Source organism: Streptomyces sp. NPDC057474 (genome assembly GCF_042802555.1).
GTDB lineage: Bacteria > Actinomycetota > Actinomycetes > Streptomycetales > Streptomycetaceae > Streptomyces.
In genome coordinates this window covers 24,025-46,537 of sequence record NZ_JBHVDX010000009.1, presented here as the reverse complement: position 1 = coordinate 46,537, position 22,513 = coordinate 24,025, and the positions used below count along the sequence as shown (strand labels likewise).

Annotated in this window: 20 protein-coding genes and 2 tRNA genes; 5 read left to right on the top strand and 17 right to left on the bottom strand. The window is 68.2% G+C overall.

The window, feature by feature from the left end:
- Positions 1-64: 64 nt before the first annotated feature.
- Genes ACFU53_RS04175 through ACFU53_RS04150 form a run of 6 tightly spaced genes read right to left on the bottom strand, consistent with a single transcriptional unit; the run spans position 65 to position 4,522 of the window.
- A complete protein-coding gene (locus ACFU53_RS04175) occupies positions 65-805 on the bottom strand; it encodes a class E sortase (protein ID WP_383985847.1) in 741 nt (246 codons plus the stop codon).
- Positions 806-830: 25 nt separating this feature from the next.
- Entirely contained in the window at positions 831-2,105 is a 1,275-nt protein-coding gene (locus ACFU53_RS04170) for a class E sortase (protein WP_383985845.1), read from the bottom strand.
- Positions 2,102-2,752: an aminodeoxychorismate/anthranilate synthase component II gene (locus tag ACFU53_RS04165; protein WP_383985843.1), complete on the bottom strand. Its 651-nt coding sequence runs from the start codon at positions 2,750-2,752 to the stop codon at positions 2,102-2,104. The genes ACFU53_RS04170 and ACFU53_RS04165 overlap by 4 nt, the downstream gene beginning before the upstream one ends.
- On the bottom strand, positions 2,749-2,910 hold the full coding sequence (locus ACFU53_RS04160) for a hypothetical protein (protein ID WP_383985841.1): 162 nt from the start codon (positions 2,908-2,910) through the stop codon (positions 2,749-2,751). Before ACFU53_RS04160 ends, ACFU53_RS04165 begins: the two co-directional genes overlap by 4 nt.
- A gap of 53 nt (positions 2,911-2,963) precedes the next feature.
- Positions 2,964-3,656, bottom strand: a complete 693-nt coding sequence (locus tag ACFU53_RS04155) for a class E sortase (RefSeq protein ID WP_383985839.1) — start codon at positions 3,654-3,656, stop codon at positions 2,964-2,966.
- Positions 3,657-3,673: 17 nt separating this feature from the next.
- Positions 3,674-4,522 (bottom strand): DUF881 domain-containing protein, encoded by an 849-nt coding sequence (locus tag ACFU53_RS04150; protein ID WP_383985837.1) that lies wholly within the window; start codon positions 4,520-4,522, stop codon positions 3,674-3,676.
- A gap of 142 nt (positions 4,523-4,664) precedes the next feature.
- On the opposite strand from ACFU53_RS04150, the gene crgA reads away from it, so the two are divergent.
- Positions 4,665-4,919 (top strand): cell division protein CrgA, encoded by a 255-nt coding sequence (crgA, locus tag ACFU53_RS04145; RefSeq protein WP_045558527.1) that lies wholly within the window; start codon positions 4,665-4,667, stop codon positions 4,917-4,919.
- A gap of 303 nt (positions 4,920-5,222) precedes the next feature.
- On the opposite strand, the gene ACFU53_RS04140 is transcribed toward crgA, so the two are convergent.
- The gene (locus ACFU53_RS04140) at positions 5,223-6,113 is read right to left on the bottom strand and encodes a rhomboid family intramembrane serine protease (protein WP_383985835.1); all 891 of its coding nucleotides are present in this window, start codon (positions 6,111-6,113) and stop codon (positions 5,223-5,225) included.
- A gap of 156 nt (positions 6,114-6,269) precedes the next feature.
- Entirely contained in the window at positions 6,270-6,803 is a 534-nt protein-coding gene (locus ACFU53_RS04135; protein ID WP_383985833.1) for a peptidylprolyl isomerase, read from the bottom strand.
- A 360-nt stretch (positions 6,804-7,163) separates the two neighbouring features.
- Here ACFU53_RS04135 and ACFU53_RS04130 point away from each other — a divergent pair, with 360 nt between their 5' ends.
- On the top strand, positions 7,164-7,865 hold the full coding sequence (locus tag ACFU53_RS04130; RefSeq protein WP_383985831.1) for a DUF5324 family protein: 702 nt from the start codon (positions 7,164-7,166) through the stop codon (positions 7,863-7,865).
- Between the two features lie 459 nt (positions 7,866-8,324).
- On the opposite strand, the gene ACFU53_RS04125 is transcribed toward ACFU53_RS04130, so the two are convergent.
- A tRNA-Ala gene (locus tag ACFU53_RS04125) sits at positions 8,325-8,397 on the bottom strand.
- 182 nt (positions 8,398-8,579) lie between these two features.
- Between ACFU53_RS04125 and ACFU53_RS04120 the strand changes: the two genes are divergently transcribed.
- A complete protein-coding gene (locus tag ACFU53_RS04120) occupies positions 8,580-9,128 on the top strand; it encodes a transcriptional regulator (protein WP_033530590.1) in 549 nt (182 codons plus the stop codon).
- Positions 9,129-9,407: 279 nt separating this feature from the next.
- Positions 9,408-11,330, top strand: coding sequence for a protein kinase (locus ACFU53_RS04115; RefSeq protein WP_383985828.1), 1,923 nt, complete (start codon positions 9,408-9,410; stop codon positions 11,328-11,330).
- A 264-nt stretch (positions 11,331-11,594) separates the two neighbouring features.
- On the opposite strand, the gene ACFU53_RS04110 is transcribed toward ACFU53_RS04115, so the two are convergent.
- Positions 11,595-13,103, bottom strand: coding sequence for a hypothetical protein (locus tag ACFU53_RS04110; RefSeq protein ID WP_383985826.1), 1,509 nt, complete (start codon positions 13,101-13,103; stop codon positions 11,595-11,597).
- Between the two features lie 378 nt (positions 13,104-13,481).
- A complete protein-coding gene (locus ACFU53_RS04105) occupies positions 13,482-13,610 on the bottom strand; it encodes a DLW-39 family protein (protein WP_003999697.1) in 129 nt (42 codons plus the stop codon).
- Between the two features lie 399 nt (positions 13,611-14,009).
- On the opposite strand from ACFU53_RS04105, the gene ACFU53_RS04100 reads away from it, so the two are divergent.
- Positions 14,010-14,357: a DUF6344 domain-containing protein gene (locus ACFU53_RS04100; protein WP_383985824.1), complete on the top strand. Its 348-nt coding sequence runs from the start codon at positions 14,010-14,012 to the stop codon at positions 14,355-14,357.
- Between the two features lie 238 nt (positions 14,358-14,595).
- On the opposite strand, the gene ACFU53_RS04095 is transcribed toward ACFU53_RS04100, so the two are convergent.
- From ACFU53_RS04095 to recF, 6 genes are all read right to left on the bottom strand, one after another.
- Positions 14,596-14,672, bottom strand: a tRNA-Ile gene (locus tag ACFU53_RS04095).
- A 167-nt stretch (positions 14,673-14,839) separates the two neighbouring features.
- Positions 14,840-15,667, bottom strand: coding sequence for a DUF3566 domain-containing protein (locus ACFU53_RS04090; protein ID WP_383985822.1), 828 nt, complete (start codon positions 15,665-15,667; stop codon positions 14,840-14,842).
- A gap of 19 nt (positions 15,668-15,686) precedes the next feature.
- On the bottom strand, positions 15,687-18,296 hold the full coding sequence (gyrA, locus tag ACFU53_RS04085; RefSeq protein ID WP_383985820.1) for a DNA gyrase subunit A: 2,610 nt from the start codon (positions 18,294-18,296) through the stop codon (positions 15,687-15,689).
- Between the two features lie 42 nt (positions 18,297-18,338).
- A complete protein-coding gene (gyrB, locus tag ACFU53_RS04080) occupies positions 18,339-20,402 on the bottom strand; it encodes a DNA topoisomerase (ATP-hydrolyzing) subunit B (protein WP_383985818.1) in 2,064 nt (687 codons plus the stop codon).
- Positions 20,403-20,797: 395 nt separating this feature from the next.
- Positions 20,798-21,331 carry a DUF721 domain-containing protein gene (locus tag ACFU53_RS04075; RefSeq protein WP_383985816.1) on the bottom strand — a complete coding sequence of 178 codons (534 nt, stop codon included), beginning with the start codon at positions 21,329-21,331 and terminating at the stop codon, positions 20,798-20,800.
- Positions 21,328-22,452 carry a DNA replication/repair protein RecF gene (gene recF / locus ACFU53_RS04070; RefSeq protein WP_383985814.1) on the bottom strand — a complete coding sequence of 375 codons (1,125 nt, stop codon included), beginning with the start codon at positions 22,450-22,452 and terminating at the stop codon, positions 21,328-21,330. The genes ACFU53_RS04075 and recF overlap by 4 nt, the downstream gene beginning before the upstream one ends.
- Between the last annotated feature and the right edge of the window lie 61 nt (positions 22,453-22,513).

Genomic DNA, 22,513 nt, shown 5'->3' with positions numbered 1-22,513 from the left:
AGTTGCGGCTTCGGGCCTCCGTCATACTAGCGGTGACTGAGGTCCTGTGAGGACCTCAGTCACCTCACCGCAGCTCCTTCGGCAACGTCCGCTCCGCGTTCACCCGTTCCACCCGCTCCAGCTCGCCCCACACGACGAACCGGTACCGGGACGTGTAGACGGGCGTGCAGGTGGTGAGGGTGATGTACTTGCCGGCCTTTTTCCTGCCGGACTCCTTGGGGACGTTCGACAGGACCTTGACGTTGTACTTCGAGGTCTCGGTGAGGGTGTCGTAGACCTTGTAGACGTACCAGTTGTCGCGGGTCTCGAAGACGATCGAGTCGCCCTTCCCGAGCTTGTCGATGTTGTGGAACTTCGCGCCGTGACCGTCCCGGTGGGCGGCGAGCGTGAAGTTGCCGTCCTTGTCGGAGCTGGGGAGGGTCGCCTTGACCGGGTTGGTGTAGTAGCCGGCGACGCCACCGTTGAGGATCTTGGTGGAGGTGCCCTTCTTCACCAGGACCTCACCGTTCTCCATGGCGGGGACGTGCAGGAAGCCGATGCCGTCCTTCGTGTCCAGGGCGCCCGGGCTGCCGTCCGACGCCCAGTTGTCACGGACCTTGTTCGCTTCCTTGTCCGCCTCGCGGTCGGCGAGCACGTTCGTCCACCACAGCGAGTAGACGACGAACAGTCCGAGCACCAGGCCCGCGGTGATGAGGAGTTCACCGAAGACACTGACCGCCATGGCGAGCCGGCTCATGCGGCGGCGGCGAGGCGCGGTCTCGGGCGCACCCGTCTTCTCTTCGGTGTCGTCGGTGGTCACTGCCACAGTTCTTCCGCCCTTGGTCGAGCCCCTACTGGACGAGCGCGTCGGGCTTCCCCTCGCTGCGCGGCCGTTCCTCCACCATCTTGCCCCACACGATCATGCGGTACTTGCTCGTGAACTCCGGCGTGCACGTGGTCAGCGTGATGTAGCGGCCCGCCTCGGTGAACCCCGACCCCGGGGGCACGGCATTGAGCACGCTGACGTTCGACGGCGGTGTCACCGGCAGGATCGAGGCCATGTCGTAGACGTAGTACTTGTCCTGCGTCTCCACGACGATCGGGTCGCCCGGCTTGAGCCGGTTGATGTATCGGAACGGTTCACCATGGGTGTTGCGGTGACCCGCGATGCCGAAGTTGCCCGTCCTGTCCTCGGGCATCGCCGTCTTGATGCTGTTCTGGTCGTAGTGCCCGACCATTCCGCGGTCCAGGACCTTCGACTTGCTGATGCCCTCGGCGATCGGCACGACGACGTCCAGCTTCGGAATGTGCAGGATGGCGAAGCCCTGACCCGGCTCGAACGCGCCGGGCGCACGTTTGCCGTTCTTCCACTCCTCCTGGAGGCTCGTCGCCTCCCGGCCCGCCTGCTGATGGGCCCGGATGTTCGACCACCAGAGCTGGTAGGTGACGAACAGCAGCATCACCACACCGGTGGTGATGAACACCTCGCCGATGGCCCGGCTCGCGATCACTCCCACGCCGGGCTTCCGCGCCCGCGCCGCCCGCCGCGCCTCGATCCGGGAGCGGGGCGATGTCACCCCGTCCGCCCCTAAGGCCTCCTCGGGCCCCTGAGCGACTCCGGAGCCCGCGTGGGCGCCTAGGGTGCCCCCGTGCCTCCCGTGCCGTCTCGCGGCCTTACGGCGGGCCGCACGGCCTCCGGGAGCGGGGGGAGCGGGTATCGGCTCGGCCGCGGCGGCTATACGCCGGGCCTCCTCCACCCGGAGCGCCACGGTCTCCTCGTCGATCGGAGGGTGCTCCTGGGCGGTGTCGGAAGACAGGCCCTCATGGACGCCCGCCGTCGCATAGGCGTCGTACGGACCGTCGTACGGACCGTCGTACGGGGCCTGGGGACGCGGCTCGTAGGCCTCGTACTGCTCGAACGAGGACCTCGCGTAAGACTGTTGCTGCCCGTACCAGTCGCCCTGGGCGTACTGCGGGGCCTGCTGAGCCGCCCACGGTTGGGGTTCGGCCGTGTCGCCGAACGGCGCCCCGGGCTCGAAGGCCTCCGCCTCGAACGACTCGGCGCCCCCGTACGCGGCCTCGCCGCCGTAGGGGGCACTCTCGCGCTCGGGGCGCAGGGCCGTCACGCCGTGGCCCTGCCCACCACGGGGGCGAGCCCCGTCGACCTCGCCACGGCCCCTTGGTCACCGCATTCCGCCAGCCAGTTGGCGAGCATGCGGTGGCCGTGCTCGGTGAGCACCGACTCGGGGTGGAACTGCACGCCCTCGACGGGCAGTTCACGATGCCTGAGGCCCATGATGATCCCGTCCTGGGTGCGCGCCGTGACCTCCAGCTCGGCCGGTACGGTCGCCGGCTCGGCGGCCAGGGAGTGGTAGCGGGTCGCGGTGAAGGGGGTGGGCAGGCCCGCGAAGACGCCCTTGCCCTCGTGCTCCACCAGCGACGTCTTGCCGTGCAGCAGTTCGGGAGCGCGGTCCACGACACCGCCGTACGCCACCTGCATGGACTGCATGCCGAGGCAGACGCCGAAGACCGGGACGCCGGTCGCGGCACAGTGGCGGACCATGTCGACGCAGACACCTGCCTCCTCGGGGGTGCCCGGCCCGGGGGACAGGAGCACGCCGTCGAAGCCGTCCTGGGCGTGGGTGGTCGCCACCTCGTCGTTGCGCAGCACCTCGCACTCGGCGCCCAGCTGGTACAGGTACTGGACCAGGTTGAAGACGAAGCTGTCGTAGTTGTCGACGACGAGGACCCGGGCGGGTCGGGCGGCACTCACTGGTCGTTCACCGTCACATCGTTGAAGGGGAGCAGGGGCTCCGCCCAGGGAAAGACGTACTGGAAAAGGGCATAGACCACGGCCAGGGTCAGCACCAGGGACATCAGCGCCTTCAGCCACGCGTTACCCGGCAGATGCCGCCAGATCCAGCCGTACATGCCGTCCCTTCCTTCACACCACGGCACCGGACTCACGCCGTACCGGCACCAGACTAACGGCGTAGTGCCTCCGGTTTCCCTGACTCCACAGGCTGTGTGGATTCCAGATGGCCCCAGACGATGAGCCGATGGCTGTGTCCCCACTCCGGGTCGCACGTCGTCAGCGTCAGATAGCGCCCCGCGCGCGTGTACCCCGACTTCGTCGGCACGGGGTCGATGACCTGGACGTCCGTGGGCAATGTCCGATAGGGCCCCTTGTCGATGACGTACGTGAACCAGTCCGCGCCGTTGGTCAGGACGACCGCGTCGCCGTGGCGCAGCTTGGAAAAATCTTTGAAGGGATCACCGTACGTACGGCGGTGGCCGGCAACCGAGAAGTTTCCCTTCTGTCCCAGCTGCGTGGTGTTCGCGTAGTGCCCGAGCCCTTTCTTGAGAGTGTCCGTCTTCGTGCCCTCGAGGACGGGTTTGTTCCACGTGAAACCAAGACGCGGGATGTACATGAGGGCGAAAGGTTTTCCGTCCCTGTACGGGGCGGGCGGCTCCGGAGCCGCCGAGGCGCCCGGGCCGGACGTCGGCTTCACCGGCTGCTTCGCCCACTGGTCCTGGAGCAGCTCGACCTGGTGATCCATCTCGGTGTCGGCCTTCACGCCGGTCCAGAACAGGATGTAGACCACGAAGAGCACGATCAGGGTGCCGACGGTGATGCAGAGTTCGCTGACGGTCCTCACGATCACGCGCACCGACACGGGTCCCCCGGCTGCCGTTACTCCACAGGCTTCGCGTACTTCAGATCCACTGTGCCCGAGTAGCCGGGAAGAGTCACCGGCCCGTCCTCGGTGACTTTCCAGCCCAGCCCGTAGACGTTGACGTACACCATGTAGTTCTGGATCGCCTCGCTCGCGGCGAGCGCCTTCTGCAACTTCTCCGGGTCACCGACGGCCTGGATCTTGTACGGGGGCGAGTAGACGCGGCCCTGGAGGATCAGGGTGTTGCCGACGCAGCGGACGGCGCTGGTGGAGATCAGCCTCTGGTCCATGACCTTGATGCCCTCGGCGCCGCCCAGCCACAGGGCGTTCACCACAGCCTGCAGGTCCTGCTGGTGGATGACCAGATAGTCGGGCTGCGGCTCGGGGTAACCGGGGAGCTTGGCGGTGGCGTCCGGCGGAGCGTCGTTGAGGGTGACCGTGAGGGCGTCGCCCTTGAGCTTCTGGGTGCCGGCGTTCTTCTCCAGAGCCTTGAGCCGGGCGTCCTCGGCCTTGGTGCTGCCGTCGTCCCCCTCGGCGAGGGCCTCGACATCGTCCCGGAGCACCGCGTTGGACTCGTCGAGCTGCCCGTTCTTGTGGCTGCGCTCCTGGATCAGGTCGGAGAGCTTCAGCAGCGAGGCGTCCGTACGGATGTTGGTGCCCTTGGCCGTGTCGAAGCTGGTGAAGAAGATCAGTCCGGCGAGGGCGAAGACCCCGACCGTGAGCACGCGCACGGGGCGGATCCCGCCGCGGGTGGAGGTGTCCCCGTTCCGGGCGGCAGGCTCGGAGCCGGTCCCGGAGGAGTCACCGGACCCGGCCTCCGGGGAGGTGCCGGAACCAGCCTTGGGGGAGTCGGCTGAATTGCTCAACGTACCCTTATCTCCTTAGGCGCCGCGGAAGCACTACGCTAACGGACGCCCGGGGGAGCAATCAGTGTCCCCTTGTACGCTGCCCCGGAGCCCGCCACAGTTCCCTGCGCGGCCACGCAGCGCATCGACAGGAGAGACCCTCGTGCCGAAGTCACGTATCCGCAAGAAGGCCGACTACACGCCGCCGCCGTCCAAGCAGGCCACGAACATCAAGCTGAACAGCCGCGGCTGGGTGGCCCCGGTCATGCTGGCCATGTTCCTCATCGGGCTGGCCTGGATCGTCGTCTTCTATGTGACCGACGGCTCGCTGCCGATCGACTCGCTCGGCAACTGGAACATCGTGGTCGGCTTCGGCTTCATCGCCGCTGGATTCGGCGTCTCGACCCAGTGGAAGTAGTGGTCTCCGCCCGGAGGAAGTAGCTCTCCCCAGAGCTATCCACGGAGTTATCCACAGGTGTTTTCCACAGTGGGGAAAAAGAACGACGATCTGTGGATAACTCACTGGACGTTGACGCCGGTATGACTGACCTACCGACATCCGCAAACATGTTCGCCCCCTGCCTGACCTGCGGAAACGCAGGTGAGCGACAGGGGGCACACGTGTTCCCGCACCCTATGCACAAGATCCGCCACGGTCTGTGGACAACAGTGCTGTAACGGTGCCGACCGAGCGCCGAACCGGTGACGGTCCGACATCATCTCAGGTCAGCTGCGCGGTCCTGATCAGCGTCATGACCACCACGGCGGCCAGTACCAGAGCACACACGCCGTACTGGATCAGCGCCCGCCGCTCACGCGGCGCGTGAACCATCGCGTAGCCGATCAGCACACCGCCTACGAGGCCGCCGACGTGGGCCTCCCAGGCGATGCTGGACCAGCCGAAGGTGATGATCAGGTTGATGACCAGCAGGATGATGACCGGGCGCATGTCGTACCTCAGCCAGCGCATGAGGATGGCTGTCGCACCGAAGAGACCGAAGATGGCGCCCGAGGCGCCGAGGGACGCCTGGTTGGGCTCGGCAAGGAGATAGGTGAGCGCGCTGCCCGCGAGACCTGAGACGAAGTAGAGAGCCAGGTAACGGGCGCGGCCGAGGGCGGATTCCAGCGGACCGCCGATCCACCACAGGCTGAGCATGTTGAAGGCGATGTGCATCACGCTGCCGTGGAGGAACATCGACGTCATCAGCCGGTACCACTGGCCTTCGGCGACGCCTTGCACCGAAGAACCCAGTTCCGGAACCCAGGCCCGCCCGATGAGGCTGAACCGGTCTGTGAAGGTGTCGCCCGCCGACATCTGCACCAGGAAGAACAACAGGTTCGCGCCGACCAGGATCTTGGTGAGGAGCCGGGGGTCGGCCGTGACCGTGCCGCCCGCGAGGGTGCGGGGGGCGGAGGCGGAGGGCGCATGGCCCGTGCCGGAGTCACCGCGGACGCATTCGGGGCACTGGAACCCCACCGAGGCGCTCACCATGCACTCGGGGCAGATGGGGCGCTCGCAGCGGGTGCAGCGGATACCCGTCTCGCGGTCCGGGTGCCGGTAGCAGGTGGGCAGGCTCTGCGCGTCCTGCGAGCTGCTCGGCACCTGGTCCATCGGGTCCCCTCCATCTCGTGTGTGGAACGCGTCGCCCCGCCCATCCTTACGGATGAGCGGGGCGATTGGTTCCCTTCGGGACCTTGTGAACCTTTACGGGTCCGGTCCTCGCGGCGAACCCTGCGTGCTCGGCCTTCGCAGTGGATCCCGGCGGGGTCAGCCCTGGCGGGTCTCGACGACGACCGACTCGATGACGACATCGTTGACCGGGCGGTCGGTGCGCGGGTTCGTCTGGGCACCGGCGATGGCGTCCACGATCTTCTGGCTGGCCGCGTCGACGACCTCACCGAAGATGGTGTGCTTACGGGTCAACCACGCCGTCGGTGAGACGGTGATGAAGAACTGCGAGCCGTTGGTGCCCGGGCCGGCGTTGGCCATGGCCAGCAGGTAGGGCTTGTCGAAGGCGAGGTCCGGGTGGAACTCGTCCGCGAACTTGTAGCCGGGACCACCGGTGCCGTTGCCCAGCGGGTCACCGCCCTGGATCATGAATCCACTGATCACCCGGTGGAAGACCGTGCCGTCGTAGAGCTTGTCCGTGGACTTCTGGCCGGTGGCCGGGTTGGTCCACTCACGCTCGCCCTGGGCGAGCTCGACGAAGTTACGGACCGTCTTGGGCGCGTGGTTCGGCAGCAGCCGCACCTCGATGTCGCCGTGGTTGGTCTTCAGGGTGGCGTACAGCTGCTCTGCCACGATCTGCCTTCCGTTGTCCTCTGTGACTCTCCTGATCCTCGCACGGACGACGCCCTCCGTCCCCCGACGCCCACGCTCTTGTACGGCGAGCGCGCGGAAAACCGGTCGAGTACCCCCGGTACCGGCGCGCTTCGCGACGATCCGTGGCATTGTCGGCACTGTCGTGGACAAGTTCCCGTTGCCCCACATTCATCCTCTATTGCACGTGCCGGTTCATGAGCGGCTCCTGCTCGATGATCAGCCGGAGCCGGTGCCCATGACCCGGATGCCCGCCCGCACATGCCCCGGATCGCTCCGGGAGGCATGATCCCCAAAAGGGTGGAAAGTCGAATTACGTACGCCACCGAGGAGGAGGATCCCGTGACCCGCATCGACAGCGTGCGCGCCGCGACCGGCTCGGCGAAGGACAGCGTGCTGCACGCCGCGGAAGTGGTGGCGCCCTACGCCGACACGGCCAAGGACAAGGCCTCGCACTACGCGCAAGAGGCACGCGTACGACTCGCGCCGAAGGTGTCGCAGGCCGCGGAACAGGCACGCGTCCAGTACGGCGCCCATGTCGTCCCGCGCTTGGAGCAGGCCCGCACGCATGTGCCGCCGAAAGTCGACCACGCGGCCCACGAAGCCGCCGTACGCACCCGCAAGGCGGCCCGCCAGGCCGCCGACTACTCCCGTCCACGCATCGAACAGGCCGTGGCCGCCGCCAGCCCCGTCCGTGAGGAGGCCACCGCCCGCAGTGTCGCGGCGCTGGCCGCGCTGCGCGGGCAGGTCTCGCCCCAGCAGATCCAGAAGCTGGTCCGCAGGCAGCAGCGCCGCGCGAGGCTCGGCAGCGCCGTCAAGGGCCTGGCTGTTTTGGGCGTCCTGGCGGGCGGCGCCTTCGCCGCCTGGAAGTGGTGGGACAAGCAGGCCAACCCCGACTGGCTGGTCGAGCCCCCCGCCGCCACCGAGGTCTCCGACGCCGGTCGCCTGTCCTCCGTCGACGGCAGCGGCCAGTCCGCCCTCGATCCCGAGGTCCAGGCCAAGCAGGCCGAGGAGGAGGCCGCCGACCGCGACAACCGCCACTGAGAACCGGCAGCGGAGGTCACTCTCTCCGAGGCTGCTGTCGCTCCCAGGACGCATCCCCTCCCGGCTCGCTCTTGCCCGAGAGCGCGTTCGGCGGGACACCTTTCAACAGCCCTGTGGGGCAGAAGACTTCGAGTCTTCTGCCCCACAGGGCTGTTTCACGTGAAACGCATCGCCCGCCAGGACCACGGGACCCCAGCGACCGGAATGTATTGATCCGGTTGCGAAGGGTGATGTACACATTCCGCCGCACATCCTGTGATCCAGAGCACTGGTTTCGCATATGCGCACGTCGACACGCACCATCATCCGTCGCCCCGTTCCAGCGGCCCTCTCATCACGGAGTGCACAGATAGCGATCGCGACGATCTCCGCCCGAAGTGCCACGACGACCCCAGCGCCGGAGGCAACAAAAAAGACCGGTCCGGATGTCCTAAGACATCCGGACCGGTCAGTCCGCTGTGGAGCCTAGGGGAGTCGAACCCCTGACATCTGCCATGCAAAGACAGCGCTCTACCAACTGAGCTAAGGCCCCGGAAGGGAAGCATCCACCCGGAACAACCGACCACCGGGAGGCTTCGCAGACCAGAGTACCGGGTCACCCCCGGGATCTCGCAAAAAGATTGGGGGTCCCCGTGAACGACCACTCTCCGTAAGATGCTCGTCGTGGTTCGCTACAGCGAACCACGGTATTTGGGGAAGCGATGGGGAGACGCAATGGACGCCGCACAACAGGAAGCGACCGCAAGAGCCCGGGAGCTGCAGCGGAACTGGTACGGAGAGCCGTTGGGGGCGCTCTTCCGTAGGCTCATCGAGGACCTGGGTCTCAACCAGGCCCGTCTCGCGGGGGTGCTGGGCCTGTCCGCACCGATGCTGTCGCAGCTGATGAGCGGTCAGCGTGCCAAGATCGGCAACCCGGCAGTGGTCCAGCGGGTGCAGTTGCTGCAGGACCTGGCGGGTCAGGTCGCGGACGGCAGCGTGAGCGCCGCCGAGGCGACCGAGCGCATGGACGAGATCAAGAAGTCACAGGGGGGATCGGTGCTCAGCAACACCACGCAGTCGACGACGAGTTCGGGGGCGCCCACGGTCAAGCGGGTCGTCCGCGAGATCCAGTCACTGCTTCGCTCGGTGGCGGCCGCGGGCGACATCATCGAGGCGGCGGACACCCTCGCCCCGACCCACCCGGAACTGGCAGAGTTCCTCCGGGTGTACGGCGCGGGCCGCACCTCGGACGCGGTGGCGCACTACCAGTCCCACCAGAACTGAGCCCAAGGCCCGGTCCCCGAAAGGGGGTTCGGCGGCCGGGCCGAGGCAATGAGGGGGACGAGGGGCCTGCGGGCCCCTCGTGAGCCACGGAGACGTGGACGTAGGCTCCAGGAGAGCGGGGAAGCGCAGCGGAACAGAGCGGCAGGGGGACAGAGGCGGGAAGCAAGCTCCGAGAGAAGCCGGGCACGTGCGAGCCGGCTTTGCGGAGGGCGGCGCACGCGCCGTGTCCTCCGCCGACGGGCAGCCAGGGGGGAGCCGAAGGGGGAACGACGCGCAGCCATGGGTGAGGTCTTCGCCGGCCGGTACGAACTGGTCGACCCGATCGGGCGCGGGGGAGTCGGCGCGGTCTGGCGCACCTGGGACCATCGCCGCCGCCGCTATGTGGCCGCCAAGGTCCTGCAACAGCGTGACGCGCACGCCCTGCTGCGCTTCGTCCGCGAGCAGGCCGTGCGGATCGACCATCCCCATGTGCTCGCGCCCGCCAGCTGGGCCGCCGACGACGACAAGGTCCTGTTCACCATGGACCTGGTGGCCGGGGGCTCCCTGGTCAACCTCGTCAACGACTACGGTCCCCTTCCGCCCGTCTACGTCTGCGGCCTGCTCGACCAACTGCTGTCCGGCCTCGCCGCCGTACACGCCGAGGGCGTCATCCACCGCGACATCAAGCCCGCCAACGTGCTGTTGGAAGCCACCGGCACGGCCCGGCCCCGCCTGCGCCTGTCCGACTTCGGCATCGCCATGCGCCTGGGCGAGCCCCGCCTGACCGAGACCAACTACGTGGTGGGAACGCCGGGTTACTTCGCTCCCGAGCAGATGCTGGGCGCCGACCCGGACTTCCCGGCCGACCTCTTCGCGGTGGGCCTCGTCGCCCTGTACCTCCTGGAGGGCGCGAAACCCGACGCCAAGGCCCTCATCGAGCACTTCGCCGCCCACGGCACACCGAACGCACCGCGAGGCATCCCCGAGCCGCTGTGGCAGGTCATCGCCACGCTGCTCCAGCCCGACCCCAACTCCCGTTTCCGCACCGCCACAGGCGCCCGCAAGGCCCTTGCCGCGGCCATGGAGCTCCTGCCGGAGACGGGTCCCGACGACGAGCTGGTTGAGGTCTTCGACCAACTCGGCCCACTGCCCAAGGGGTTCGCCCTCGAAGGTCCCCTGCAGAGGGCATCGGGGCTGGACAAGACGGGCTCGAGCACCGGCGGCACGTCCTCACCATCTCCCAACTCGGGGACGGACGCTCCTTCCAACTCGCCCGGTCGGCAGACCCCTTCATCGCCTTCGGTTCCCGCCGCTCCCTGGGCCCCCGTCTCCTCCCCGTCCGCTGCGTCACCGCCCTCCCCGACCGCGCCTTCGTCCTCGTCTACGACCTCAGGGCCGGCCGTGGAGGGTGTCTCACCGACCGGCGCGGAGGCGACACCACCGCCGCCTCACAATCCGCCGACATACAGCTCGCCGCCCCAGGACCCGCCGCCCCAGCCCGGCGCAGGCACCGCGCTACCGGCACCGCCCACGGACTCCGTGCCCCAGCCCCCGTACACGGGCTCCATATCGCCGCCGCCCATGCCCATCAACGCCCCGCCCCAGACCGGCTCCACCGGCTCTGGCTCCGCCACAGGCCCAAGCACCGGTGCCCACTCCGGCACTGGGTCGTGGTCTCAGAATTCCGGCTCCACGTCTTCCGTATCTTCGACGCACACCGGTCACATATCGCCCGAGTCGCCCCCCGCCGCCGTACCACCGCGGCCCGACCGCGACCCCGTACCACCGCGGTCGTCCACGATGTCGGACACCGGCAGCTTCCATCTGCCGCCGCCCCAGGTGCTCGCCGCCCACGCACCGTCGCGCCAGACGGAGCAGCAGACCCCCACCCCGGGCTACCCACAGCATCAACTCGAGCACCAGGCCACTCCCCCCGCCGCGACGCCCGTCCAAGCTGCCCCAGCGCAACACTCCGAACCCGCGCATGTGCCCTCCCCCCAGTCGCACCCGCCGCTGGGCCTCTCTCGGACCCCGATCTCGGCGGTGCAGCAGCACGCGTACGCCTCTACTGGTTCATACACCGCTCGGCCCTCGCAGGTTCCACATCGATCGAGAGCGCTTCCCCGGCGCCGTCCTGGCCCGCCCGCCAAGGTGGTCGTTCCGGTCCTGCTGCTCGCACTGGCCTGCTTCGCGGTGGGGTTCTGGGCACTGAGCCAACTCTGATTTTGCTCGACGCCCAACGACGCCCCTCGGCCGACTCTGTATCCGTGCGGCCGCACCCGCCCGCTGGTTCAGCCGCGGCCGTGGGCACAGCTCCCATCACCCCAGGCCCATCCGTCAGCGCCCGGCCACCACCAGCTCATCAGCCGCGGCAACCGCCGCGAGGCGAAGACCATGCACGGGCCTGTACCTGCCACCAGCTCGCCCTGAGCCCAGCACCGACCTCACCATCCCCACCGACGCCTGGCCCCGGCGCGGCCGACCGCTCTACCACCCCCGGGACGCCCCATGCCGTCCCCGCGGTGCCGTGCCCGCCCTCGGCCGGTCCGGCTCCGCGCCGGCGGACGCCCGCCTGCGCGCCACGAGTGTCCACGCCACGAGCCCGAGCACCAGCAGACTCCCCGTGCCGATGCCGCCCGCCGCGACAACCGTCATGGCGAGACGCCGGTCTCCGATGCCCGAGGAGTCCCTGGAGCCCTCCCCACCGCCGGAAGTCTCCGGGTCCCCGCCACCGCCGCTGTCCCCAGCACCGTCCAGAGTGTCCCCCGTGGCCCCGCTCTCCGCGGCCTCCTGGTCCTTCTCGGTGACCTCGAAGACCCCACGTGGCTCGGAGGTGCCCAGATATCCCGGCCCGGCCCCGGCCTTGCCCTCCAGCCGTACCCGCAGGGTCAACCCGAGAGGCTCGTCGCCGTATCGATCGGCGACCGCCGTCCCGAGATGCAGCACCAGGTAGTACCAGCCGGCGAACCGCATCCCGCTCACTTGGTCATCGAGGGAGAAACGGTTCTCGTAGGCGACAGGCGGGAGCGGGTCCAGGGTGGTGGATCGCTGTTCGCCCCCGTAGTTGGCAGTTCTGTCGTCCACGAAGCCTCGTACGGGGTTGTAGAGCGACATGGCGAAGGCATTCCCCACGTACCCGTCGCCGCCGGTCGTGCTGCCCAGTTCGGCGGTGGCGTAGAGCTGCTGTCCCCAGCCGACGGGCACCTTGTAGAAGAGCGTCCCCCCGGCTCTGATCCCGGCCTCGTCCTGCCAGACACCCTGCGCCACGGGGCTCGCCGTGGCGAAGCCGCTCCCGCCGCGACGACGCTCGGGGTCGCCGGACAGGCTTTCGGGCGATGCGGAGTTCCAGCTCTCGGGGGCACTCGTCGAACCGCCCTTCGTCACAGCCGGCTCCGACACGAAGCCGAGTTCCAGCCCCCACTCTTCCGACGAGCCCTCCGAGGGCGAGCCCGATACCGATCCGGCAGCCGAGCCCGTACTCGTCCCCGTACCGGTTCCCGCAGCCGAGCCGACCCGTTCGACGACGACGTAGTACGCCCCGGCCCCCTGGCACATGTACTCGTCGCTGCCGACCTCGCGCGAGGCCCAGGCGGTGACGGGGTGCGCGCTGCGGGTCGGGCCGAAGCGGGCGGTCTCGTGGGAGCAGCGATGTGCGTCGGCGTCCTGCAGGGACACCCTGACGCCGTCCGCGGAGGCGACCGCCGCTCCCGCCCGGGGTACGGCCGTGGCCGAGACGTACGCGTTGGCGACGGTGCCGAGATCGAGGCGGTAGTAGAGCTTGCCGCCCGGACCGATGGAGCTCCGGTAGGTCTCGCCGGCCGCCAGCCGCACGGCGCCCGTGCTGCTCGTGGCACCCTCGACCGTCCTCGCGTCTTCGGCGTAGGAGTACGGGGTGGGCGCGTCGGCCGCCACGGCGGGTGCGGCCGGCGCCGTCGTCGCGCACAGGGCCGCTCCCACGGCTGCCGCAGCTCGCCACCAGACCGTGCGCCGCCCCATCAAGCGCCACCCCTCGTCGTAGACCCGAAGTCGCGGCTCCGAAGTCGAAGCCCGCAGGAAGTTCAGGCAGTCGATGCCCGGAAACAGGCCCAGCAGTCCCCGTCCGGCGGTCGCGATTCCTCAGTCGCGTCCCGGAGGTCGCGGCCTCGAACGCGCCCATCCTGCCGGGCCGTACGCGCCGATGCCCCCGTTCCTGGGGAGAAGCGGCCGAAAACGGCCCCTACATAGACCGCTGCTTTGCTGCCGCAAGCGCATCGTTCGCCATAGCGAAGTCGAGCCCGATGGAATACGCGCAAATGTCCGAGACGATATGCCCGAGCGACACAAAACCCCGACCGCGAACGCGGCCGGGGTCTGCTCTGAGACTGATGTCGATGTTCACGAACCCGTGGGCACGGAGTCAGTCGCCTCCGTCCACAGATCCTGCTCGGCGCGATCCGCCTGGATCTGGCGGTACACGAGGAGCCCGCCGATGGCGGCCAGTGCGACCAGGAGAAGCTTCTTCACCGCGCGACCTCGTCTTTCCTTGACGTAGGGGACCTCTGGCGCCCGACTATACACACCGACCGATACCGATCGGTGACCTGCGTCGGCCCCTCAACTCCCGCCGGGAAGGCCGCAGTAGAACCGGACGCCACTGTTCCGATCGCAGGTTCATCACACAGATCCATCACATCTCGCACACCTCCGACGGACCTCATGGGCTCCACCCCAGCCCGCGCCTGCCTATTCCTTCCCCTTCCTGCGGCTTGCTGCGACTCCCTGGGGCTTTCAGGGCCCCTTGCGCCCATCCGAGTGGTGTTCATCTGAAGATCCACGAGCCATCGGCGTCGGTCCGTGATTTCGGAGCCCACATACACATCATGAGGAAAGTACGCAAATCGCCCAACCCGAAAGTGAGGGGCCATGGCCCAGAACAAGGTCATGAAGCTGTGGACCGCCATCGTCACCGCCTTGCTCGCGCTGTGCACGGCGCTCGGACTCGTCACGACCGCGGCCTCCGCCGCGGTACCGCAGACCGAAACCACCCGCAACTGCGCGGCCCACACGACGACACCGGCGATGTCCCTATCGGCCCGGCCCCACGACCGCGCCCTGCCCCCCACGATGAAGCAACGCATCCGCGCCGAGGCCCACGGCTCCTCACCTTCCTGCCGCCACCGCACAGCCTTGGACACGGCAGCCACGGACGCCGCCGCCCTGGAACCACCTCACCCGCAAGCCGAGCGGCCCGCCGCACCCCTCCAGCGCTGATCCAGACCAGGAGGTACTCCCGCACAACAACAGTGGCGATCTTGCGTACGCCCCGCGGAACAGCCTCACAGAACAAAGGGAAACCCCCGGCCGGGATGGCCGGGGGTTTCTCACATTCGCACTCGTCGGCTCCCGCACTCACCGACCGGTCACTCATCGACCGATGGAACCGATGTCGACCGACATCAACCGTGAACGACAAAGGCCCTCAGCCGATATCGGCTGAGGGCCTTCATGCTGGTGGGGCTAACAGGATTTGAACCTGTGGCCTCATCCTTATCAGGGATGCGCTCTAACCAACTGAGCTATAGCCCCGCCGCGCTCTGCGGTGTGTGTCCCGCGCGCTGACTCCTGAAGATTAGCGCACGACGTGGGCAGTCCCAAAATCGATACCTGGAGGGGGACCACGACGCGGAGTGCGCCCCGTAGGGGATGGCGTTCGGCGCCGTCCCCGTGGGCCATCCCCTATGCCGTCACGCTGCTCACTCGTCCTCGGCGAGCGTCAGCTCGATGCCCCCCACGAAGCCCGCGGAGAGGTTGTAGATGAAGGCACCGAGGGTGGCAAGGGCGGTGGCGAGGACGACGTCGATGACCGCGATGACCGTGGTGAAGATCAGCACGTTGGGCAGCGACAGGAACGACTGCAGATCGAATCCGTTGGACTCGTTCGAGCCGGTGGCCTCGGAGATGGTGGCACCGACCGTGGAGAAGACACCCATCGCGTTCATGACCATCCACAGCACCGCGGCCGCGATGACCGTGCAGATGCCGAGGGCGATGGAGAGCAGGAAGCTGACCTTCATCACGGACCACGGGTCGGCCTTGGCCACCCGCAGCCGCGCCTTGCGCGTACGAGGCGTCGTGCGCGCTCCCGTACGCGGCTTGCGGGACGAACCCTCCGGAGCCGGCTGGTAGGCCTGCGGCGGGTGGTACGGACCGCCCTGCTGCTGCGACTGCCGCTCACCGGGCAGTGCGGAGCCACCGGCCTGAGCCTGAGCCTGGGCCTGGGCTTGGGGCTGGGGCTGCGCCGGAGCCCGGCCGCCGGGCCCGCCCGGAGCCGCGGCCGGACTGCCCGGCGCGGGCTGCTGGGTCTGCGGACCACGGGTGTCCGTCACGGTTCCCCCCTGGGATTCAGGCTTTTCGGGCGAGGGCGCAGCCGGATCGGTCGTGTTCGGCTTGATCGCTTTCAGTTGGGTCGTGTGCGTGTCCATCGCACGCGCGGCGGAGCCACGGCCGCCGCCGTCCGCCTCCGACCCGGTCGAAGTGCCGGCCGAAGTACCGGACGATCCGGCGCCCGTGGCTCCGCTCACGCTGACTCACTCCTCGTGCCTACTCGGACGAGGGCGCCTCACCCTCGTCCGTACCAACCGTCGCGGCACCCTCGGCGGTCTCGTCCACGGCGTCGTCGCCGTCGACCTCCTCCGCCTCCCGCCCCGCCTCGGCGTTACGAGCGATGCCGACCACGGCATCGCGCTTGCCCAGGTTGATCAGTTGAACGCCCATGGTGTCACGGCCGGTTTCCCTGATCTCGTTGACTCGCGTACGAATCACACCGCCCGACAGCGTGATGGCGAGGATCTCGTCGGTCTCCTCGACCACCAGCGCGCCGACGAGCGAACCGCGGTCCTCGACGATCTTGGCGGCCTTGATGCCGAGGCCGCCGCGACCCTGGACGCGGTACTCGTCGACGGCGGTCCGCTTCGCGTACCCGCCGTCTGTGGCAGTGAACACGAACGTACCGGGTCGAACAACATTCATCGAGAGCAGCTCGTCCGCCTCACGGAAACTCATGCCCTTGACACCCGAGGTGGCACGGCCCATGGGCCGCAGTGCCTCGTCCGTCGCCGTGAAGCGGATCGACTGTGCCTTCTTGCTGATCAGAAGGATGTCATCCTCTGCCGATACGAGTTCGGCTCCGATCAATTCATCGTCGGAACCGTCCTCCTTCTCACGGAGGTTGATCGCGATGACGCCACCGGAACGGGGCGAATCGTAATCTTTCAGAGGCGTCTTCTTCACAAGACCACCCTTGGTCGCGAGCACCAGGTAGGGCGTGGCCTCGTAGTCGCGGATCGCGAGGATCTCGGCGATCGCCTCGTCCGGCTGGAAGGCCAGCAGGTTGGCGACGTGCTGGCCACGCGCGTCACGTCCGGCGTCCGGCAGCTCGTAGGCCTTGACCCGGTAGACGCGGCCCTTGTTGGTGAAGAACAGCAGCCAGTGGTGGGTCGTGGACACAAAGAAGTGGTCGACGATGTCGTCTTCCTTGAGCTTCGTGCCACGCACGCCCTTGCCGCCGCGCTTCTGCGCACGGTAGTCGACCGCCTTGGTCCGCTTGACGTAGCCGCCGCGCGAGACGGTGACGACGATGTCCTCCTCGGCGATGAGGTCCTCGATGGACATATCACCGTCGTAGGGCACCAGCATCGTCTTGCGGTCGTCGCCGAACTTCTCGACGATCGCTGCGAGTTCCGCGCTGACGATGCCGCGCTGGCGGACCGGGGAAGCGAGGATCTCGTTGTACTCGCGGATCTTGGCCTGGAGTTCGTCGTGCTCCTGGATGATCTTCTGGCGCTCCAGGGCGGCCAGCCGCCGCAGCTGCATCTCGAGGATGGCGTTGGCCTGGATCTCGTCGATCTCCAGGAGGCCCATCAGCCCCGTGCGCGCGATGTCGACGGTGTCGCTGCGCCGGATCAGCGCGATGACCTCGTCGATGGCGTCCAGGGCCTTCAGCAGGCCGCGCAGGATGTGCGCCCGCTCCTCGGCCTTGCGCAGCCGGAACTTCGTACGGCGGACGATGACCTCGATCTGGTGCGTCACCCAGTGGCGGATGAACGCGTCCAGGGAAAGGGTCCGGGGCACACCGTCGACCAGCGCCAGCATGTTGGCGCCGAAGTTCGTCTGCAGGTCGGTGTGCTTGTACAGGTTGTTCAGCACGACCTTGGCGACCGCGTCGCGCTTCAGGACGATGACCAGGCGCTGGCCCGTACGGGACGACGTCTCGTCGCGGACGTCGGCGATTCCGCCGATCTTGCCGTCCTTCACCAGGTCGGCGATCTTCTGCGCGAGGTTGTCGGGGTTGGTCTGGTACGGCAGCTCCGTGACCACCAGGCACTGGCGGTTCTGGATCTCCTCGACCTCGACGACCGCGCGCATCGTGATGGAGCCACGACCCGTGCGGTAGGCCTCCTCGATGCCCTTACGGCCCACCACCAGGGCACCGGTCGGGAAGTCGGGGCCCTTGATGCGCTCGATCAGCGCGTCCAGGAGCTCCTCGTGCGAGGCCTCCGGGTTCTCCAGGTACCACTGGGCTCCGGAGGCGACCTCGCGCAGGTTGTGCGAGGGAATGTTGGTCGCCATGCCGACCGCGATACCCGCCGAACCGTTGATCAGCAGGTTCGGGAAGCGCGCCGGCAGAACCGTCGGCTCCTGGTTGCGGCCGTCGTAGTTGTCCTGGAAGTCGACGGTCTCCTCGTCGATGTCCCGGACCATCTCCATGGACAGCGGCATCATCTTGCACTCGGTGTACCGCATGGCGGCGGCCGGGTCGTTGCCCGGGGAGCCGAAGTTGCCGTTGGAGTCCACCAGCGGCATCCGCATCGACCACGGCTGCGCGAGGCGGACCAGCGCGTCGTAGATCGAGGAGTCGCCGTGCGGGTGGTAGGTGCCCATGACGTCACCGACGACACGGGCGCACTTGTAGAAGCCCTTCTCGGGCCGGTAGCCGCCGTCGTACATGGCGTACAGGACGCGGCGGTGAACGGGCTTGAGACCGTCGCGTACGTCGGGCAGCGCGCGGGACACGATGACGGACATCGCGTAGTCCAGGTACGAGCGCTGCATCTCCGTCTCGAGCCCGACGGGCTCGATGCGCAGGGTCGTCTCGCCGCCTTCGTCAGGCGTGACGGGGCCAGAAGAAAGATTGGGGGTCTCGTCGGCCATTGCTGGTGGGGATCCTTCCTGGTGCGGTCAGCTGAGACCGACTCAGATGTCGAGGAAACGGACGTCCTTGGCGTTGCGCTGGATGAACTGGCGCCGGGCCTCGACGTCCTCGCCCATGAGGACGGAGAACAGCTCGTCGGCCTGGGCGGCGTCGTCGAGCGTGACCTGGCCGAGGACGCGGTGGTCCTGGTCCATGGTCGTCACGCGCAGCTCCTCGGCGTTCATCTCGCCGAGACCCTTGAAGCGCTGGATCGAGTCCTCCCTGACGCGCTTGCCGTTCTGCCGGCCGAGCTCGATCAGGGCGTCGCGCTCACGGTCCGAGTAGGCGTACTCGAAGTCGTCGCGACCCCACTTGATCTTGTAGAGCGGGGGACGCGACAGGAAGACATGTCCGGCCTCGACCAGCGGCCGCATGAAGCGGAACAGGAAGGTCAGCAGCAGGGTGTTGATGTGCTGGCCGTCGACGTCGGCGTCCGCCATCAGGATGATCTTGTGATAGCGGAGCTTGGAGATGTCGAAGTCCTCGTGCACGCCCGTACCGAAGGCGGAGATCAGCGCCTGGATCTCCTGGTTCTGCAGGATCTTGTCGATCCGCGCCTTCTCGACGTTGAGGATCTTGCCGCGGATCGGGAGGATCGCCTGGTACTGCGGGTTGCGGCCTGACTTGGCCGAGCCGCCGGCGGAGTCACCCTCGACGATGAAGATCTCGCACTTGACGGGGTCGTTCGACTGGCAGTCGCTCAGCTTGCCCGGCAGGGACGCCGTCTCCAGCAGGCCCTTGCGACGGGTCAGGTCACGGGCCTTGCGGGCCGCCACGCGCGCGGTGGCCGCCTGGATGGACTTGCGGATGATGTCCGCGGCCTCGACCGGGTTGCGGTCCAGCCAGTCGGTGAGGTGCTCGTGCACGACCTTCTGTACGAAGGTCTTCGCCTCGGTGTTGCCCAGCTTGGTCTTGGTCTGGCCCTCGAACTGCGGCTCGCTCAGCTTGATCGAGATGATCGCGGTCAGACCCTCGCGGATGTCGTCACCCGTGAGGTTGTCGTCCTTCTCGCGCAGCAGCTTCTTGTCGCGCGCGTAGCGGTTGATCAGACCGGTAAGCGCCGCGCGGAAGCCCTCCTCGTGCGTACCGCCCTCATGCGTGTGGATGATGTTGGCGAAGGAGTACACACCCTCGCTGTAACCGCTGTTCCACTGCATCGCGACCTCGATGGACAGGAGCTTGTCCCTGTCCTCGGCCTCGAAGTCGATGACGGACGGGTGAACCACCTCTCCCTTACGGGAGTTGAGGTGCTTCACGAAGTCGACGATGCCGCCCTCGTAGTGGTACGAGACGGCCTTGACCTCGTGTTTCTCGTCCTCGCCGGCCTCGTCCGCCCCCGCGGTGGCCTTCGCGGACTCACGCTCGTCGGTGAGGTTGATCGTCAGGCCCTTGTTGAGGAACGCCATCTCCTGGAAGCGCCGCGAGAGCGTCTCGAAGGAGTACTCCGTGGTCTCGAAGATGTCGCCGTCGGCCCAGAAGGTCACCGACGTGCCGTGTTCGTCCGTCGCCTCGTGCTTGACCAGCGGAGCCGTCGGGACACCCAGCTTGTAGTCCTGCGTCCAGCGGTGGCCTTCGGTCTTGACCTCGACGGCCACCTTGCTGGACAGGGCGTTCACCACGGAGACACCGACGCCGTGCAGACCGCCGGAGACCGCGTAGCCGCCGCCGCCGAACTTGCCGCCCGCGTGCAGCACCGTCAGCACGACCTCGACGGCCGGCTTGCCCTCCGAAGGGACGATGCCCACCGGGATGCCGCGGCCGTTGTCGACGACCCGGACGCCACCGTCGGCGAGGATCGTCACATCAATGGTGTCCGCATGCCCGGCCAGGGCCTCGTCCACGGAGTTGTCGACGACCTCCTGCACGAGGTGGTGCAGACCGCGCTCGCCGGTCGAGCCGATATACATGCCGGGCCGCTTGCGGACCGCGTCCAGCCCTTCGAGGACGGTGATGGCGCTGGCGTCGTACGAGGCTGTGACCTCGCCGTTGGCGCCGGCGTCGGTGGACGGGATGTTCTCGTTGGGGTTGCCGGAATCGGCCACGAAGCGCCCTTTCTGGCACAGCACAAGCCAGGCTCCCGGCGGATTGCCGGAGCGGCTGCGGCGTGTTGCGGTGGAAGCCTTTGTCAGCGTTTGAACAGTGTTTCCGAAGCGGTCCCCACGAATGGGGCGGGATTAGCTTCCAGTCTACCGGTAGCGCCGACAGTGATGGGGGTTTGCCGGTACCTGAGTCCGCATGTGCCGCCCTGAACCGGTCTCTCCCGACTCCCCATATGCGGAGCGGGGCTCCAAGAGGCTCACAGCGCCACTCAGCGCTTCCGGGTGTCAACCCTTTGCTACTCCCGGGTCAGGTCGCCGTTCGCAACCGCATGCGAACGCGCGCGCCGGGGCACACGACCGTTCGCCAGGCAGCGGAGGACCCCCGGCCATGGGCACGGAAGCGCCCGGGAATGTGACTACGGTCACCCGTAGGTGTCGCCGGGACCGGTGCTGCCCGGGGCTCGCAGAGGCCCGTAGCGACGGGTGGATCCGGCGGGGCCGTGGACCTTCAGCAGCCGCACGGTGCCGTGCCCGAGGTCCTCGTTGAGCCGGGCGATCAACTGCGGAGCGAGCAGCCGCACGTTCGTCGCCCACGCCGTCGAGTCGCACCGCACATGCAGGACCCGCTCGTCCTCGTCGTACCGCTCCGGTACGCATCTTCTGGCCAGGTCGTCGCCGACGATCTGCGGCCAGCGGCCCATGACCCCGCCGACGGCGGCCGGCGTCTCCCAGCCCCGCTCGGTGATCAGGCGGTTGATCGCGGGGCCGAGGGGCATCGGGTCACGGCCGTCGGCACGCGCGCCGGAGCGCAGTCCGCCGCCACGCCTGGCCTGCTTTCGCTGCTGGGTGGCTTCGCCACGCGCGCGTGCGGCTTCCTTCGCGGCGCGCAGCGCCACACGCGCGAGGTCCACGCCGGAGGGCTCGGGAGGCTTCGGGGTTCCTTCGGATCCGCTCATACGCGCTCCACCGTCCCGTCGGACACGAAGTACCGCGTCCCCGTCAGTACGTCCGGTACGTCGTCGTCGACCGCGGCGGTCACCAGGACCTGCTCGCCCGGCGCGACCAGCTCCGCCAGGCGCTCCCGCCGACGGGCGTCCAACTCGGCGAAGACATCGTCGAGGATCAGCACCGGCTCGTTGCCTTCGGCCCGCAGCAGGTCGTACGAGGCGAGCCGCAGCGCCAGGGCGTACGACCAGGACTCGCCGTGGGAGGCGTATCCCTTGGTGGGCAGCTGACCGAGTTTGAGAACCAAATCGTCTCGATGGGGCCCTACGAGGGTGACGCCCCGCTCGATCTCCTGCTTGCGGGCCTCGCCGAGAGCGGCCATCAGCTGCTCGTACAGCTCCTCGCGCGCGTGGCCGACGATGCCGGGCGAAGAAGGTTTGTATTCCAAACTCACGGGGCCACCGCCGGGTGCCAGCTGCTCATAGGCCTTGTCGGCGAGTGGCTGGATCGCGGCGACCAGGTCCAGGCGCTGGGCGAGCAACTCGGCGCCCACGCGCGCGAGGTGCTGGTCCCACACGTCGAGCGTGGACAGGTCCATGGAGCGGCCGCCGTGCCGACGGGCCAGCGCGGCCGTCTTGAGAAGCGTGTTGCGCTGCTTGAGGACCCGTTCGTAGTCGGAGCGCACGCCCGCCATGCGCGGGGCCCTGGCGGTGATCAGCTCGTCGAGGAAGCGCCGCCGCTCACCGGGGTCGCCCTTGACCAGCGCGAGATCCTCCGGCGCGAACAGCACCGTCCGCACGATGCCGAGCACATCACGTGGCCTGACCTGCGAGGACCTGTTGATGCGCGCGCGATTGGCCTTGCCGGGGTTCAGCTCCAGCTCGACCAGCTGCTGACGCTCGCCCTGCCGCACCTGCGCCCGGATCACCGCGCGGTCGGCGCCCATGCGGACCAGGGGCGCGTCGGACGCCACCCGGTGACTGCCGAGGGTCGCGAGATAGCCGACCGCCTCGACCAGGTTCGTCTTGCCCTGCCCGTTGGGTCCCACGAACGCGGTGACGCCCGGGTCGAGAGCGACCTCGACCCGGGCGTACGAGCGGAAGTCGGCCAGCGACAGATGCGTGACGTGCATGGTCGGGTGCCGACCTCCCCAGGGTTGTGGACCGCCGTGCGGCCCTGCGGACGACTTCTCG

Excerpts from the sequence above, each read along its gene's own strand:
- ACFU53_RS04140 (WP_383985835.1), bottom strand. The coding sequence starts at position 6,113 with ATGGACCAGGTGCCGAGCAGCTCGCAGGACGCGCAGAGCCTGCCCACC.
- recF (WP_383985814.1), bottom strand. The coding sequence starts at position 22,452 with ATGCACGTCACGCATCTGTCGCTGGCCGACTTCCGCTCGTACGCCCGG.
- ACFU53_RS04100 (WP_383985824.1), top strand. The coding sequence starts at position 14,010 with ATGGCCCAGAACAAGGTCATGAAGCTGTGGACCGCCATCGTCACCGCC.
- ACFU53_RS04110 (WP_383985826.1), bottom strand. The coding sequence starts at position 13,103 with ATGGGGCGGCGCACGGTCTGGTGGCGAGCTGCGGCAGCCGTGGGAGCG.
- ACFU53_RS04160 (WP_383985841.1), bottom strand. The coding sequence starts at position 2,910 with ATGTACGGCTGGATCTGGCGGCATCTGCCGGGTAACGCGTGGCTGAAG.
- gyrA (WP_383985820.1), bottom strand. The coding sequence starts at position 18,296 with ATGGCCGACGAGACCCCCAATCTTTCTTCTGGCCCCGTCACGCCTGAC.
- ACFU53_RS04075 (WP_383985816.1), bottom strand. The coding sequence starts at position 21,331 with ATGAGCGGATCCGAAGGAACCCCGAAGCCTCCCGAGCCCTCCGGCGTG.
- ACFU53_RS04115 (WP_383985828.1), top strand. The coding sequence starts at position 9,408 with ATGGGTGAGGTCTTCGCCGGCCGGTACGAACTGGTCGACCCGATCGGG.
- ACFU53_RS04120 (WP_033530590.1), top strand. The coding sequence starts at position 8,580 with ATGGACGCCGCACAACAGGAAGCGACCGCAAGAGCCCGGGAGCTGCAG.